The 15,643-nt window shown below is 28.4% G+C and carries 17 protein-coding genes and 3 pseudogenes; 10 read left to right on the plus strand and 10 right to left on the minus strand.

Annotated features, from left to right (window positions below; all coding sequences use genetic code 11):
* Window positions 1-5: 5 nt before the first annotated feature.
* The 7 genes and pseudogenes from QN326_RS00315 to QN326_RS00345 all read left to right on the plus strand — a co-directional run bounded on the left by QN326_RS00315 (window position 6) and on the right by QN326_RS00345 (window position 5,641).
* Window positions 6-275 carry a hypothetical protein gene (locus QN326_RS00315; RefSeq protein ID WP_017192991.1) on the plus strand — a complete coding sequence of 90 codons (270 nt, stop codon included), beginning with the start codon at window positions 6-8 and terminating at the stop codon, window positions 273-275.
* Window positions 276-277: 2 nt separating this feature from the next.
* Window positions 278-879, plus strand: a pseudogene (locus tag QN326_RS00320) (hypothetical protein).
* Window positions 880-934: 55 nt separating this feature from the next.
* A pseudogene (locus QN326_RS00325) lies at window positions 935-2,129 on the plus strand (AAA family ATPase).
* Window positions 2,130-2,131: 2 nt separating this feature from the next.
* Window positions 2,132-3,742: a DNA double-strand break repair protein Rad50 gene (locus QN326_RS00330; RefSeq protein WP_342386605.1), complete on the plus strand. Its 1,611-nt coding sequence runs from the start codon at window positions 2,132-2,134 to the stop codon at window positions 3,740-3,742.
* Between the two features lie 116 nt (window positions 3,743-3,858).
* Window positions 3,859-4,656 carry a hypothetical protein gene (locus QN326_RS00335; protein WP_342386606.1) on the plus strand — a complete coding sequence of 266 codons (798 nt, stop codon included), beginning with the start codon at window positions 3,859-3,861 and terminating at the stop codon, window positions 4,654-4,656.
* A gap of 20 nt (window positions 4,657-4,676) precedes the next feature.
* A complete protein-coding gene (locus QN326_RS00340; protein ID WP_342386607.1) occupies window positions 4,677-5,042 on the plus strand; it encodes an SVM family protein in 366 nt (121 codons plus the stop codon).
* Between the two features lie 35 nt (window positions 5,043-5,077).
* Complete coding sequence (locus tag QN326_RS00345) at window positions 5,078-5,641, plus strand: SVM family protein (RefSeq protein ID WP_342386608.1); 564 nt, start codon at window positions 5,078-5,080, stop codon at window positions 5,639-5,641.
* 34 nt (window positions 5,642-5,675) lie between these two features.
* On the opposite strand, the gene QN326_RS00350 is transcribed toward QN326_RS00345, so the two are convergent.
* Window positions 5,676-5,831, minus strand: a complete 156-nt coding sequence (locus QN326_RS00350) for a hypothetical protein (RefSeq protein ID WP_342386609.1) — start codon at window positions 5,829-5,831, stop codon at window positions 5,676-5,678.
* Between the two features lie 499 nt (window positions 5,832-6,330).
* On the opposite strand from QN326_RS00350, the gene QN326_RS00355 reads away from it, so the two are divergent.
* Window positions 6,331-7,104 (plus strand): hypothetical protein, encoded by a 774-nt coding sequence (locus QN326_RS00355; protein ID WP_342386610.1) that lies wholly within the window; start codon window positions 6,331-6,333, stop codon window positions 7,102-7,104.
* A gap of 16 nt (window positions 7,105-7,120) precedes the next feature.
* Here the strand turns inward: QN326_RS00355 and QN326_RS00360 are convergent, their stop codons facing one another.
* The 9 genes and pseudogenes from QN326_RS00360 to QN326_RS00400 all read right to left on the minus strand — a co-directional run bounded on the left by QN326_RS00360 (window position 7,121) and on the right by QN326_RS00400 (window position 14,432).
* Window positions 7,121-7,336: a hypothetical protein gene (locus QN326_RS00360; RefSeq protein WP_342386611.1), complete on the minus strand. Its 216-nt coding sequence runs from the start codon at window positions 7,334-7,336 to the stop codon at window positions 7,121-7,123.
* A 104-nt stretch (window positions 7,337-7,440) separates the two neighbouring features.
* Window positions 7,441-7,818: an SVM family protein gene (locus tag QN326_RS00365; RefSeq protein ID WP_342386612.1), complete on the minus strand. Its 378-nt coding sequence runs from the start codon at window positions 7,816-7,818 to the stop codon at window positions 7,441-7,443.
* Window positions 7,819-7,853: 35 nt separating this feature from the next.
* A pseudogene (locus QN326_RS00370) lies at window positions 7,854-8,570 on the minus strand (effector).
* A gap of 66 nt (window positions 8,571-8,636) precedes the next feature.
* On the minus strand, window positions 8,637-9,284 hold the full coding sequence (locus QN326_RS00375) for an ATPase (protein ID WP_342386613.1): 648 nt from the start codon (window positions 9,282-9,284) through the stop codon (window positions 8,637-8,639).
* A gap of 478 nt (window positions 9,285-9,762) precedes the next feature.
* A complete protein-coding gene (locus tag QN326_RS00380; protein WP_342386614.1) occupies window positions 9,763-10,665 on the minus strand; it encodes a hypothetical protein in 903 nt (300 codons plus the stop codon).
* Between the two features lie 88 nt (window positions 10,666-10,753).
* Window positions 10,754-13,054, minus strand: a complete 2,301-nt coding sequence (locus QN326_RS00385; protein WP_342386615.1) for an AAA family ATPase — start codon at window positions 13,052-13,054, stop codon at window positions 10,754-10,756.
* Window positions 13,055-13,096: 42 nt separating this feature from the next.
* Window positions 13,097-13,429 (minus strand): HU family DNA-binding protein, encoded by a 333-nt coding sequence (locus QN326_RS00390; RefSeq protein ID WP_017193043.1) that lies wholly within the window; start codon window positions 13,427-13,429, stop codon window positions 13,097-13,099.
* A 60-nt stretch (window positions 13,430-13,489) separates the two neighbouring features.
* Window positions 13,490-13,804, minus strand: coding sequence for a single-stranded DNA-binding protein (locus QN326_RS00395; RefSeq protein ID WP_017193042.1), 315 nt, complete (start codon window positions 13,802-13,804; stop codon window positions 13,490-13,492).
* A 1-nt stretch (window position 13,805) separates the two neighbouring features.
* Window positions 13,806-14,432 carry a sigma-70 family RNA polymerase sigma factor gene (locus tag QN326_RS00400; RefSeq protein ID WP_342386616.1) on the minus strand — a complete coding sequence of 209 codons (627 nt, stop codon included), beginning with the start codon at window positions 14,430-14,432 and terminating at the stop codon, window positions 13,806-13,808.
* A 56-nt stretch (window positions 14,433-14,488) separates the two neighbouring features.
* Here QN326_RS00400 and QN326_RS00405 point away from each other — a divergent pair, with 56 nt between their 5' ends.
* Window positions 14,489-14,674, plus strand: a complete 186-nt coding sequence (locus tag QN326_RS00405) for a hypothetical protein (protein ID WP_342386617.1) — start codon at window positions 14,489-14,491, stop codon at window positions 14,672-14,674.
* A gap of 82 nt (window positions 14,675-14,756) precedes the next feature.
* A complete protein-coding gene (locus tag QN326_RS00410) occupies window positions 14,757-15,635 on the plus strand; it encodes a hypothetical protein (RefSeq protein ID WP_342386618.1) in 879 nt (292 codons plus the stop codon).
* The last annotated feature ends 8 nt before the right edge of the window (window positions 15,636-15,643 follow it).

Below are 15,643 nucleotides of genomic sequence, written 5' to 3' on the forward strand. Positions count from 1 at the left end.
CCAATATGTCAAAAATAATTATCAAAAAAACTAAAAATAAATCAAAAAACCAAGAAAAAACCAATAACAATGTACCAAAAACAACAACAAAGGAAACCAAAATTTTAACAATCAAAAAATTACCTTTTTTACAAAAAATCACTTATATTATTATCATTTTAAATTCACTTTTATCTTTATTAGCTCTTTACTATGAAAACAAAATTCCTTGGTTTACCACGGAAATTAAAAACTTTATCAATATCATTAAATCAATTATCCCAGGAGGAAAATAATTATGAAAATTCAAACTAAAAATAAAATTTTTACCACTTTAGTGGTTTTGATCAGTTTATTTTTTACCATTGCTTCTATTTATGCTTTAACTAATTACTTTTCTAAACAAAGAAAAGAAAAAATTCAATTAATGAACAATCTTCCTTTTTCACTATTGAACGAACAGGTGGCAATAATGAAGATAAAACCCTTTTACCAATTCCTATTCCAAACTTAAACGAACAAAAATATAATCACTTAATTACGATCGAACACGAAGCGACGCTAAACTCCGACGGAATGGATATTAATGTTCCTTTATATTTGAAAATATCAACTAAATATGATACACAACAAACTTTTATTAATCCCGAAAAATATTTAAATGTCGGTTTAAAAGTGGATAACAATGATTATGATGATACTAAACGCCCACAAATAAGATTAAATGATAAGGGCATCGGTTCACTTAACATCCAAATTAGCATCGAACAAAAAGAAATCATTACTAATAAAAACCCTCAATTAGAGTTAATTTGTGATTACGAATTAGTCGATTCTAAAGGCACAGCTTATAGCGGCGGCAGTCAAACAATCGAAAATAAAATTACTAATTTAGCATAATAAAACATCAAAAGACCAATTAATGATTGGTCTTTTTTGTTAGAAAGGAACTAAGATGACTATCAAAAACAAATCAAATAAAAATTCAACTAATTTAATCATAATCATAATAACATCTATGGTCTTATTTTTAAGTACTTATGTTTGGATTCATCATCAAACTTTAACAGAAACCGAAAGAAACCTCGAAACCCAACAACATAAATTAGAAATCCAAAATAAAAATCTCCAAGAAATGAAAGACAAACTACAACAAAACAAAGATATAATCCAAAACCAAATTACCAATACAAATAAAGAATCACAAGAAACAACAAACACTAATTTACAACAATTAAATAATCAAGAAGAATCAAACTTTCATCCTTCTAATAATCAAAAATTTCCTTCTTTCGACCAATTAATTGGGTTCAAAGAAGAAAAACAAGCCGTAGAAGGTTTTATTGATTACCTTAACAATAAAGAAAACTATACCAATATTGGTGAGGTTGATTCGCCTTTAGGTATTTTAATGTATGGAGTTCCTGGAACTGGGAAAACAACCTTAGCCAGAGCTTTAGCTAAAGAAACTAATCTCCCCCTTTTTTGAAGTAAGTAGTGCTATTTTTTCACAAACATATTGTGGAATAGGTCCTAGAATGGTAACAGAATTATTCATCAAAGCACGTGAAGAAGCTCAAAAAGGAAAAGGAGCTATTATCTTCTTAGACGAGTGTGAAACTATCTTTACAGCCATAAACACTTTAAAACCTGGATCTGAAGATGCAAATATCGTTAACCAATTCAAAACCGAAATGACATCATTCGAAAACAACAAAGACAAACCAATTTTCATCATTGGCGCTACAAACCACATCGACCAAATTGATGAAGCCATCAAATCCCGATTCACTTATAACATCGAAGTTAAACCAGGTAATAAAGAAGAAAGAAAAGCCTTCTTAGAATTCTTAATCAACAAACGTAAAAATCCTTACAGCGAAGAAGCGAAAAAATATTTATACAATATTATTAATGAATCCTTAGAAAGATTACCAGTTAACCAAGAATTCAAAAAAGCCAATCGTACTCTAGAAAACCTGTTAAAAACAACAGTAGCAACCTTCGCTAAAAACCGAGGACAAGGCGAAACACGAAGAAACGAAATCAATCAAGAAGACTTAAAACAAGCTTACAAAATGATAATTTCTCAAGACGACACCATTTTAAACACCATCGAACAAAAAAACAAAGAGAAAGGAGGTAAATAATTATGAAAACACCTTTAGACCTAATTAAAACTTATCTAACCTTTAAGTCTTATTTTACTTGGTTTTTGATGGCTTCCGTCATCTTTGGCATCGTCCTTTTTTTCAAAAGGAAACTTTCCGCCAATCAAACAAACAAAAAACCAACTTGGAAAGGCTATTTAACTTCCTTTTTAATTATCATAGGAGTTTTAGGATTTATTTACTTATGTTTCTTTTATAAACCAAAAGAACCATCTTCTAAATATGTCGGTCAATTAATCAATGAAATCGATAAAGCCATTGATAAGTACGATGAAATCATCAACAATTACCAAGGATTAAAAGATAATTGGGAACAAGAATTAACCAAAATGGAGGCCGAATTAAAAGAACTCCATAAAGCCCAAGAACTAACACAAGAACAAAAAGCTAAAATCAAAGAAGCCTTAGATAAAAACGAAGATAAAATTAAAGAAATAAAAAAACAACTTAAAAATACATCGGGTAATATCACTATTTTAAAAGGTCAACTTCAACAAAAAGAAGCCGAATTAAACAACAAAGACAAAGAAATAAAAGATAAACAAGAAGAACTAAAAATAACGACTAACACCGACGATAAAAAACGTTTACAAGATGAAATCCAAAATTTACAAGGCCAAACAACAGAAATAGTTGAACAAATAATGAAAATTAAAAGAGAAATAGCGAATTTAGAAGCTACTCGAGAAAAATATGAAGCAAATTTATCGAACGCAATAAAACTAAGAGATTCCTTACAACGTGATTATGATAAATTGACTTCTGGTGAACAAAAATTATTCAACCAAATAAAATCCATTGAACAAAGACGCACCGAAATCCAAAATAACATCAACGAAATAAAAGAAAAACAAGCCGCAATCGAAGTAAGAAAAAAAGGATTAGAAACAATAAGAGCAGGTGCTGACGCCGCAAGACAAAATTTAACCGCTTGGGATAAAACACATGAATTTAGCTTCGGTAACCTTCGTGACGCTATTTTCCAAGGCGCCGAATTATTTTTGGATGCCTACGGAGGACGAGGTATGTTAAGAGCAGTAGGCGGCGGAATAACTAAAAAAGATGCTGGAATTATCGCGAAAGGCGGATTAATTGTTCACGAAGTTCACCGTGCAGTCCACTTTGCTCAACAATTAATGCAAAACGAAGATGGAACTCCTAAAATGATGGACCAACAAACATTCGAAACAATTACTAAAAGAATAGAAAAAGAATTAGACGAAGCCAAAGCCGATTTCAAAGACTCCGAAAAAAAACTAGAAGAATATAAAATTTGCATGGAAGATAATAATTTAAAAAACAAAATGCAAGTAGATAAAAAACAATTAACTGAATTTAAAAAACAAGATGAATCAGTTATAAAAGAATATAATGATATTATCGAAAATTTAATTTATAATAAAAATTTATTTTCTGATGTCACAAACAAACACAAAACAAAAAACGAATTAGAAGAAAAATTAGAAGTCAAAAATGTAGAAATAGACGCAAGAAAAGAAGAATTAAAAAATAAATCACCAAACTACGCAAGAGCCCAAGAAAGAATAAAACAAAAAAGATATAATAAATTCTTACAACCTATTACTAATTAATTAATATATCAAACTTTTTTCTGCAACATTAATCAAATAAAAATGTATAATAGTAGTAATTAATTTCTTTAAAAGATAATATCAATTACTACTATTATCGGAAAGGTTATCAAAAAATGAACTTTTTTAAAAAACATTGGATAACTATTTTAATTATTTTATTTTTTAGTATCGTTATTATTATAGGTTTGTTTAAAGGTATTAGTGAAACCAAACAAGAAAAAAAACAAATATCAAATTATCATGAAGAATTAGATAACAATCCAAAAATAAATCATCCACCAAGAACCAAACGCGAATTAGAAACCCCAAAACTTAAAATAAAAATAAATCAAGAAAATTACAATAAAATTAAATCTTATATTTTATCTGAAAATGAAGATGAAGTTTTATTACTAAGTGATATTTCTAAAGAAGAAAAAACCGTAATTGAAGAAGCAAGAGCTTCACACAAACAAACATTAGAATATAGAAAAGAAGATAAAACAGATATAGATGAAAAACAACAAGAATGTAATAATTTAATCACCCAAAGAGATTCAATAACAAACCAAATCCCAGCATTAAAAGAACAACTAAAACAAAAAGAAACTGAATTAGCCAACAAAGAAAAAGAAATAAAAGATAAACAAGAAGAACTAAAAATAACGACTAACACCGACGATAAAAAACGTTTACAAGATGAAATCCAAAATTTACAAGGCCAAACAACAGAAATAGTTGAACAAATAATGAAAATTAAAAGAGAAATAGCGAATTTAGAAGCTACTCGAGAAAAATATGAAGCAAATTTATCGAACGCAATAAAACTAAAAGATTCCTTACAACGTGATTATGATAAATCCCAAAATCTTTATGGTGATCCATTAAAATCCCTCAACTCCCTCTACGAAATCAACCCAAATGAGGGGTAAAACAAAAGGAGATTTAATTAATGTTAAAACTAAAAAATCAATTTAAAATAATTAGTATTTATTTATTTGTATTTATAGGTTTATTATTTATTAATGTGAATCAAGTAATAGCTTCACCTAAAAAAGAATCTAGTGATAAAAAAAGAGATATTTCGGAAATTAATAAATCAGAAGAAAAAAACAAAAAACAAAAAGAAGATATAAAAAGATTTTATACAATACATAAAGAATTTAAAGAATATTCAATTGAAAAAAATAATGAAATTATAAAAATTTTAGAAAACCCTGAATTAATGGAAATATTAAAACAAAAAGCCGAAGAGGAAACGAAAAATTTAAAAGAAGAAGGTTCTTCTTCAAAACAATCTGATGATTCTAAAAAATAATTTTATACGAATTAAGAATGGAGTTATATTTGAAAATGATTAAATTACAAAAAAAAATTAAAATAATTTATCTTTGTTTAATAACTTTTATAGGAATATTATTTATTTTGAATGATAATCAAGTTATGGCTATGAATAATAATCCATCATCAAATATAAACAATGAAATCATTATCAACAATATGGAAGAATTTCAAAACTTAATGTTATTACAAAGAAATTCCGTGCAACAAATTATTAATGCTCTTTCTAATCACGCTTTAGAACCAGAAATATTAAATCTTTTAAATGGACATAATCAAATACATGGACAAATAGTAAATTATCAACAAAGATTGTTAAATATTCAACAACAAATGATAAGAAATTTTGATAATAATATGACCAGAATTCAACTTGAAAGTGAATGTTTGTCATTAGAAAATTCAATGATGATAGCTATTGATGAAACTCCGTTGCATGCTTCTGAATCACAAATAAATGTATTAAGAAATATTCAAATAAATATAGATCAAAAACAAGCACAAATTCAAAACATAATTCAACAAATAAGACAACAACAAAGAAATAATAATCCGAACAACAGAAGAAGATGTTAAATAAGTAAAAATCAAATTATCAATTTAATAATCATTAACCAAAGACCCCTCCCCAGGGTCTTTTTCTTTTACCCACCCAACTGGCAAGGCCATTAAACCAAAAACCAAAGGAGGCAAAAATATATGAATCAAACAAAATCTCTAAAAAAGTTTTCTTAATCATTTCTTTATTAATCACTATTTTATTCATTAAACCTATTTTCGCCTATAACTATTTCCATAAACAAACTCAATCAACCATTACATTAACTGACTACCGAACCCTTCAACAAGAATGGTTAAATACCCAACCTCAATTCAAGAGATACGACATCAACGTTATAGAGAAAGAAGATATCCCTAATATATTAGAATATTTCAATATCCAAATTTCCACCTATAATCTCGAAGAACCCTCATACAACCCTTATGGACGTACATTTTTCTTCAACAAATTCAAAAACCCTCCTCAAGGTCTCTTAGGTGTCTATTTCAAACCTCGCTCTAATCCCTTCAATATCCAATACCCCTATGATGAAGATTACGAATACACCTTAGAAGACCTCCTCAAATACGAAATCGCCATCGAAGAAGCCTTTATCTTTTGGGATGCCAAACAAAAATCTCAAGAAATCCAACCTCAAATAAATTTAGTAGTTGGTGAAATCTTCGCTGATCGAAAAAAAGAAGAAGTAATCAATCATTATTTAATGGAAAATAACATCATCAAAGAACCAAAATTGATTAAATTAGGTTGTTATAACGCCACTTCTCATACTGGTTTGGTCTTACCCTTACCATCAAAAACTTTCCATGAAATTGATATTGACGCCATTTATTTTGATGATGGAATTCGAATTATTCCCGAAAATCAAAAAACACAATCTCTCAGAAGTACATTAGAACAATATCAAAAAATTCAACAACAACATCAAAAACAATTAAATGAATCTGAAAGTGAAATGTTTAAAACTTTTCTTAAAGAAAAAATCAATCAAGTTGAAGAAGAAATCAAAAACTTACAACAAGATATTATTAAATCTCAATCCTATAATATCGAAGATTTATTAAAACTGTCTAACGGCGCTAAAAAAATATATCTTTTCACCTTCAACACTATAAAAAAAACAATCCACATTAATCTCCCAGAATCTCTTAACCCCTACGAACAGATTCGAGATTGGAAAAGAGCCAACAATTTATATGCTTATGAAGGAGAATATAACAGAGAATCTAAAAGCGGCAATAGTCCTATAACTATTACCGAACCCGCTTATAAAGAAATTAATATTTCATATGCTATTAATTTATTAGAAAATAATTTTGAAACTGAAGATAAAATATATCGTATTACTTGTCAAGATACAAAACCAAAAAGAGATATTTTAATGGACTACCAAAAAGATTATATTGCATGGTTAAACCAATGTTATATCAAATATGGGTTTACCTACCAAGGAGAAACAATTAGAGACAAATTTTAACTTAGTTAACCAAGTATTAATTAATTTCCACATGATTGGGTTGCTTTGTGGTTAAATATTGATAAAATTGAACCACTATTCCTTGTTTTAGTTGGTGAATACTTAGTTTGATGGTGAAAAGATAGAATTTAATGACATAATAAACGGTTATAATTGGAATAAATGAAAGTAAGGTGATGATGAAAAAGATGAAATTACTAGGTAAAGATTGAAAGATTTTTTTAATGAACATGGTTTTTGTTTCCTTTCCAAGGTTTGTGTGTTGTTAAATAAAAAAAGACCCTTAGGAGGGTCTTTGTGAAAAATTAAATATTTTTATTTATTATTAAAAACAAATTAATTATTTTCATCATTTAAAGTTTTTAAAAGTGTTTGATAAGTTTTTAATTGTTTTTTTTGATTATTAATTAAATTTTCTAAATTTTGTTTTAAGGCTAAAAGAGTATTTTTTTTAGGATCATTGTTTGATAATTGTTGTATTTCGCTTTCTGTATTTATTTTTTTAACTGCATTTTCCCGAATTTTATATTTTAAATTAATTATATTTTCTTCAATAGAGTAATTAGTTATGTTTTGATTATTATTGCTAGCACTAGCAATATCTTTATTCATCCCCATTGCTTGTTGATTATTAGTAATTAAAAACAATCCTAATAAAGTAAATACAATAAACGCATTTAATAACAATAATAAATTATTTTTAATTTTAAACATTAATTAAATCTCCTTTTATTTTTATTCTTTTTTTATCACCAGTCATCGCTGGTTCTTTTATTATATGGGGCTTCTTTGGATTTATCGTTATTGTGTTTATCTTGGTAAAGAGATAAAGTTTTACGGACAGGGTTGAAGTGGAGATGGAAATTTTCGTTGTTAAATTCTGAATTTTAAAACCATGCGCGTCCAAGGTAATAGTCTTTGTCTTCGTCTATTAAGTTTTTAGGGCCTTTGTATTTAAGGATTAAACAGTTACCACTTGAGTTTTCTTTGAATTGTTTTTCTAATCTTACATATAAATATAATTGACTGTCATCTTCTGTATCAAAACGAGAAAATTTAAATCCGTTAATGGAGGTTTCCTCATAAGTTAATCCTCTTTTATTCCAACGGTCGAAAGGATGACGGTCTTTGATGTAGTTGGCGAGGTTAGAGGGTTCTTTTTGGTTTTCGAGGCGTTCTTTAGCGATTGAAATATCGTTATGACTACCTTTTTTTTCTTGAAGTTGTTGTTGATAATAACCGATGCCATTAAGGCCATCAAAAGTATATTTGGCTTTAATCATTTGACATTTTTTATTATCGTCATACCATTCTTCATGAGTTTCCTTTTTGGGTTCATTTAAAATAGGAATTTTTTCTTTTGGTAATTTATTGGGGTCTGTTAAAATAATAAAAACGATAATTAAAAAAAGAAGTATTCCTAAAATAATAAAAAACCATTTAATGATTTTTTTAATATTAAACATGATTAGTCCCTTTCGGTTAATTTATAACATACCAACATTTTAACACATTTTACTTTTGAATTTGAATTAAAACCATTTTTTGAACCAAGAAGTTACTTTATTAACATTTTCCATTGCGCCTCTAATTCTTTGTTTTACATCTTCTTTAATACGAGCTTTTAAAGGTTGAATTGCACCACTATAGGTGTTTTCTTGTGCTTTAATCATTAAATCGATTTTTGTTAATTCTTCTTGTTCTTGAGTTAATTTCTCGCTTTTGGTTTTTAATGTTGATTTAGTTGTTTCATGAGCTTTTTGTTCGTCTTTTATTTGTTCTTTGAGTTTATTAATTTCATTACGGAGTTCGGTGTTTTCTTCGAGATATTTACCAGAGGCGTTTTCTAAAACCTTAATTGTTCCTTCTAGAGCTTGAATATGTAGACCTTGTTGCACCCATTTATCGATTTGTTGTTCTAATTCCTCGCTTAAACGGTTAATTTCATTTGCTTGTTCGTTGATGATTTGGTTTAAGTGGGTGATTTCTTGGTCTTTTTGGTAGATAGTTGCTTGATATTCTTTTTCTTTTTGTTGAAAATCAGTTGTTAATTGGTTAATTTCGTTTTGGAGTGCTTGTTTTTCTTGTTCTGATAAAGCTTGATTGGTTATTAATTCTTGATTTTTCCTTTCGATTAAGGATTTTTGTTCTTGGAGTTGGTTTTGGAGTTGTTCGGTCATTTGGTTTTGTTCGTTGATTTGATTGATTAATTCATTAATTTGTTTTTCTTTTTCGGTGTTGATCGTTTTTTCTTGGTGAAGATCAGTTTCTAATTGATTAATCTTTTGATCTTGGGTAAAGATTTCGTTTTCTTTAGAACGGATTTTGTCGGTTTGTTGATTGATTTCCTTTTGAAGTTCTTGTTTTTCTTCTTGAGATAGTTTTTGATTGTTTTCTAATTCTTCTTGTTTTTGAATTAAATCATGTTCTAAATTAGCTTTTTGAGTTTCTAAAGCTAAACTATTAATTTTTTCTTGTTGGAGTTGGATTTCTAATAAGTTTTTGGCTTTGATGATTTCTTCAGGAGTTAGTTGTTGCGTTTCGTCTTTTAAGTTTTTGATATGAGTTTCTTTTAATTCCTCACCAAGTAGTGTTGTGTGTTGGAGTTGTTCTTGTTGCGATAAGGTAGGTTCAGTTGTTGATTCAACTGAACCCTTATCAGGGATTGTTAAGGTTACCAGTTTTACTTTCTTCTTGATTTATTTCTTCTTGAGTTGTTTCTTCTTTGGTTTCAATATTATTAGTAATATTTGATTCTTCGTTTTGGATAATGGTTGGATTAAATGGTTGTTGAATAGATGGTGCTTGGAAGATGGGTGTTGGGGGATTTTCCATTTTATGGGTTGATAGTTGTGGAGGATTAGGGATTTTGGTTTCTTCTTGATAAAATTGGTAAAGTTCATAAGCAGTTGAAGCTAAAGAAATCCAAAATAAAGCTTTACTACCAATTTTAAGTATTTTACCACCGACATTCGCTATTTTGGAAGTAGCTTTTTTCTGAATGATAGTTTTAGTTCCTTTTTTAATGGTTTTTTTCTTCCCACTTTTTAACCAATGACTGATTTTTCCAAATCCTAAACAAATCCCGATGACGCTTAAAGTAGTCGCTAGATAACAACCTAATTTTTCTTTTGGTGAAAGAGTATAATTAGGATCTTTATCATTACCTGTTATTTTATTATAGATATACTCGATAACATTACGAATTGGCTGAGTAGCTTTATCGTATAACATTTTGGTTTTAGCAGCAGCATTAGCTGTAAAAGTGTTGATTTCGTTTAAAACTTCAGGAAAGAATTTAAAAAGGGTCCAATAAATTGCCCCACCAATTAATAATAAGGGAATACACCAAATGAGAATTTTAAAAAAAGTTTTGATAATTTTAAGTAACCAGTTTTCTTTGTTAGTTTGAGTTTCGATAATGATTTTAGGAGCTGGAGTTTTTCTTTTGATAATTATTTTATTAGATTTATTGTTTTTGGATTGATTTTTAGTGTTTTTATTTGTTTTATTATTATTTTTTGATTGATTTTTTTTAGTTTCAATTATTTTTTTTGACATATGATTTTACTCGCTTTCTTTTTTTGGATTTAAAGTTTTTTTAAAATAAAAAAAGACTCTAAATGAGAGTCTTTTAATGTTGGTGAAATTATTTTTGATTATTATTTTGAGATATATTATGATGTTTATCTTGGTAAATCGACAAGGTTTTACGGACAGGGTTGAAGTGGAGGTGGAAATTGGTTGATTCAAAGTTAGAGTTGGAAACACGTGCTCGTCCAAGATAGTAGTCTTTGTCGTCGCCTAAGAAGTATTTAGGGCCTTTGTATTTAAGGATTAAACAGTTACCACTTGAGTTTTCTTTGAATTGTTTTTCTAATCTTACATATAAATATAATTGACTGTCATCTTCTGTATCAAAACGAGAAAATTTAAATCCGTTAATGGAGGTTTCCTCATAAGTTAATCCTCTGTTATTCCAACGGTCGAAAGGATAAAGGTCTTTTATGTAACAAGCTAAGTTAGATGGTTCTTTTTGAAGTTCACGACGATTTTCGACCAGCTTTAATTCTTTTCTTAAACTTTCTTCTTTAGTTTGAAAAGTTTTAAGATTATTTTTAATATCGATGATTTCTTGGTTTTTATCTTTAATGGTTTGTTCGTATTTGTCAGGCGTTTGTTTTAAAGTTACTAACTCTTGTTCTAATTGGGAGATTTTATTTTCTTGGTGGATTTTAGTTAATTGTTGATTAATTTTATTTAATTCCGTTTGGATTTGAGAATAGCGACGATTGTAATAGTTAATTCCGTTTAAACTATCAAAAGTAAAATTGGTTTCTATTTTAGTTTCATCTTTGGGTTTATCTAAATATTGATTGAACCCTTGACGCCATTGGGTGTATTGGTTTTCGCAAGCTGTTCGGCGTTGTTTTACTTTTTGATGATCGGGTTTTATTTTTAATTTTAAATTTAAGACTTCTTCAATATCCGAAGGTAACATGACTTCGTGAGTTTGAGGGTTTTGTTGAGACCATTTAGCCGTTTTTTTGTAAGCTTCTTCGATGATAGTAGTTAAATCACGATTAGAGAGATTTTTGCCTTGACATAATTGGGTAATATCTTTTAAAGCTAAGAAAGTATGATAACTAATTTGATAAGGGACAATAATATGTTTTAAATAACCTTCAATTTCATGATCTTTTAAATGACTGATAAAGATTTCTTTACTAAAACGACTGCGTAAAGCGGTATCAATTTTATGAAGATTATTAGTCGCTCCCATTAAGACAATTTTTTTATTACTACTATTAAAACCATCTAATTTATCTAATAAAGTATTAATCACATTGACTCCTCCTGAAGAAATGTTAGAATCATTACGATTTTCTAATCCTTCGATTTCGTCAATAAAGATAATGGTTTTATCATGATTTTCGGCTTCTTGCCACACTTTCTCCACTTCTTTTTCCCCTTCTCCGATGTATTTTTGTCGGAATTTGGATGGAATTAAATTAATAAAGTGAACGTTAGCTTCCCCACAAAGTGCTTTGATTAAAAAGGTTTTTCCTGTTCCTGGTGGACCATAAAGTAAATAACCTTTGGGACGAACTTTATCAAAGTTAATTAAGGATTGGTTTGTTCGAAAATAACTTAATAAATCATCTAATTCTTCTTTTTCACTTTCCATGCCGTAAACATCTTTGAATGTCACTTGTTTTTTATTATGAGGAAGAGGTTTATTTTCTTTTAAATGATTTAATTGGATAGTTAAATTTTTCTTTTGTTTTTCAAAAGCGAATTTTTGATCAGTTAAAAAAAGTTGAAAATCCTTGAAATTTTTTAATTCAGTTTGATTTTTTCGATATTCTTTTTGCGTTTTTAATTCTTCAATTCTTTTTTGATTAGCTTCCACATAATTAAGAGCTTGATTTAATTGAGAAATTTGTTGTTGAAGGTTTTCTTGGGTTTGAATTTGGGTTTTTTCTTGCGCTAATTTTTCTAATTCTTCTTGTTTTTCTTTTTGATTTTGGTTTAACGCTTTCCTTTGTTCTAATAAATTATTGACTAAGGTTTGTTGGGTTTGTTGTTGATTTTTCAGTTCCGTTAATTGTTGTTGTTTTTGGGATTTAATGGTCGGAGGTAATTGAGGGTTATTAGTTAATTCGGTTTGCAGAGTTTTAATTTTGGTAATAATGTCGGTTAAAGTTTTAACATTCTCATCAATTTGGGTTTTTAAGGTTTGATCTTGTTGTTGAAGTTCTTGGATTTTAGCTTGTTCTAATTTGATTTGGTTGTCGATCTCTTGTTGTTGGGTTGATGAGGGTTGTTTAGTTGATGATGGGTTTTGAGTTGGTGGATGAGAATGAGTGATGCCAAAAATTAATAAAATCAATAAACCTAAACTTAATAATCCTATCAAACTCAGATAAATTTTTTTGTTTAACGTCATAGATAACCTCCTTTCTTAGGTTTTTGAAAGAAAATAATTGGGTTATTTTAAAATTAAAGTTTTCACTTGGTCTTTGATTGGTTTTGACATTTTAAAACTAACAACCGTTTTTGCAGGAATTTTTAAGTTTTTACCAGTTCTTTTGCCTGTTTTTTTGCCTGTTTGTTTATTGATGATGAATTTAGTTTCGGGTGTTGTGTGGGCTTTTCTAGTTTTTAAGATGAATTTGCCAATTTTAGAGGATAAAACTACTTCTTCATTTGATGTAATTGCTTTAATTAGAGCATTCTCAAATGAATTGTAAAACTCTTCGGTTTGGGTTATTGAGGTTTTATTTACCTCAGCTATTGATTTAATTAATTCTTTTTTATTCATATTTTTTTCTCCTTTTGGTTTATAAAAAAAGTCCCTTTTGGGGACTTAATTTTTTGAATATTATTTGGTTTTGTTATCTAAAAAGATGACGTTTTGGATAATTACTTTGATGGTGGTTCGCGTTTTACCTTCGTTTGTGGTATATTTTTGGATGGATAATGTGCCTTCTGCATATATTTTTGAACCTTTATGTAAATACATACTCATGTTTTCAGCTTGATTTCTAAAAACGACACAAGGGATGTATTGCACTTTATCTTTATTGTTAATTGCTAAATTGAAATCTATTTTAGGGATTTGTTCGTTGTTGCTATTGATATATTGTTTTTCTAGGTTATGAGCGATATTACCGATTAATTGGACTTTATTTAACATTTTATTTCTCCTTATTTTTATAATTTGGGTTTAGTTTTCTAATTGCATTATCTTTTAAATCTTCAATTTGTGAGAGTTTTAAATTAAGTTTTTGGGCGATGGCATGATTGGTTAGGGGTTGTTGATTAGGTTCGTTGTTGTTTTCTAGTGAGATACCAAAACTTAAACAAATAACATTGAATTCATTTTTACTTAGTTTAGTTTTTAGTTTTTTTATTAATAATTCATGTTTTACTTGTTTTAACCATAATTGATGTGGATTAAGGATTTTATCCCAATTAGGTTGTTTGTATTTTTCTTCTTTAAAACTGATATTGTTTGATTTGGTTGTTTTTTGGGGGATTGAAGGTGAGTGGCTTTTTCTTATTAGTTCGCTGATTGCAAATTTTATTTTTGGAGTTGCATAAGTAACAAAGTCATAGCCTAAATCTTGGTAATTATTTAGAGCTTTGATTAATCCTAAAATCCCTTCTTGATATAAATCCTCTTTAGTTAAAACTCGCGGATAATATTTAAATTGATAAGCTATTTTTTTTACTAAAGGTAAATGAAGTTCGATTAATTGATTACGAATTTCCAAATTCTTTTTATTTTTTAAAAAATCTTTAAATAATTTTTGTCTTAACATTCAATTCCTCTCTAAAAACATTTTTTAGAAAAGATATGAAATTATTTTTTTAGTCTTTGAAACAAAAAAAGACTAACTTAATAGTTAGTCTTAAAGAATTTTTAAAAAACAAAAAAGTGTCTAAACTTTTGGAACACCTCAGCGCCTTAGGTGGACCCGTAGGCATGGTTGTAGGTGCAGCTACTGGTGTGGTTGTTAACGAAATCATAGACGCATGGAAAGCTCTAAAACGTTGGTGGTAACAATAATGCATATTTTTTGCATTATTGTTCTGTTTATGTTAAAATGATAATGAGTTAAATTAAAAAAGGAAGTATTTTTAATATGGAATTATTTCAAAAATTAACCATTATAGGATTTTTATTTCTTCTTTTTGTTGTTATAATTCCTTTGTGTATTTATTTTTATCAAAAACAACAAAATAAAAAGAGAATTACAAAAATCAATTTAAAATCAACAATATTTTTTTATTATATTAAATTTTTTTTGGGTTCGTTGGTAATCGGAATAATTGCTTTCATTTGGTATATAAAAGTCAATACAACTAATCAAATTGATTCAAACACAAAACCAACAACTAAAATAGAAACACATGATGAATGGTTTCAAAGCAAAAATAAGCAAAAAGAAAGTGAAAGTTATTACGATTCATATAGAATTGATTATAGCGAAAAAAACAAAGAAGTAATACAAACACTAAAAGCAAGTGAAATAACTCATCTTGAAATGGTTGGCTCCGATGGTTCTAAAACTAAAATCGAAGGAACACCAATGATTAAAAGAACCTACACATTCTATGGGCTAAACGGACTAGGTAAAGGAAAACACCAAGAATACGAACCAACTGACCTCGCCACATTCTGCAAAAACCCATTCAATGAATGGAACGAACCCCTCCCCTACCACCCTGGCTCCGATTTCAATTATTTCCACACAAACTACAAAAACAAAGACTCACAATTTGATGGGGGCAATCGTGTTAGTGTAGACCACTCAAATCACTACATAGAACTCAACTACGAAGGCCCCAAATACCTTCTAGAAGAAGATAAAGACTTTTTTATGGATGAAGTTAATTGTCCTACAAACAAAAAAGACGAAGATAATCATGTTATACGTAAAACCTACTGCCTCCACTTCAACCCTAAACAAGGCTACATAACACTATATACACAAAAATTTAATAAAAAAGAAAATAAATAAAAAAACTA

This window comes from Candidatus Phytoplasma asteris (assembly GCF_038505995.1).
GTDB lineage: Bacteria > Bacillota_I > Bacilli_A > Acholeplasmatales > Acholeplasmataceae > Phytoplasma > Phytoplasma asteris.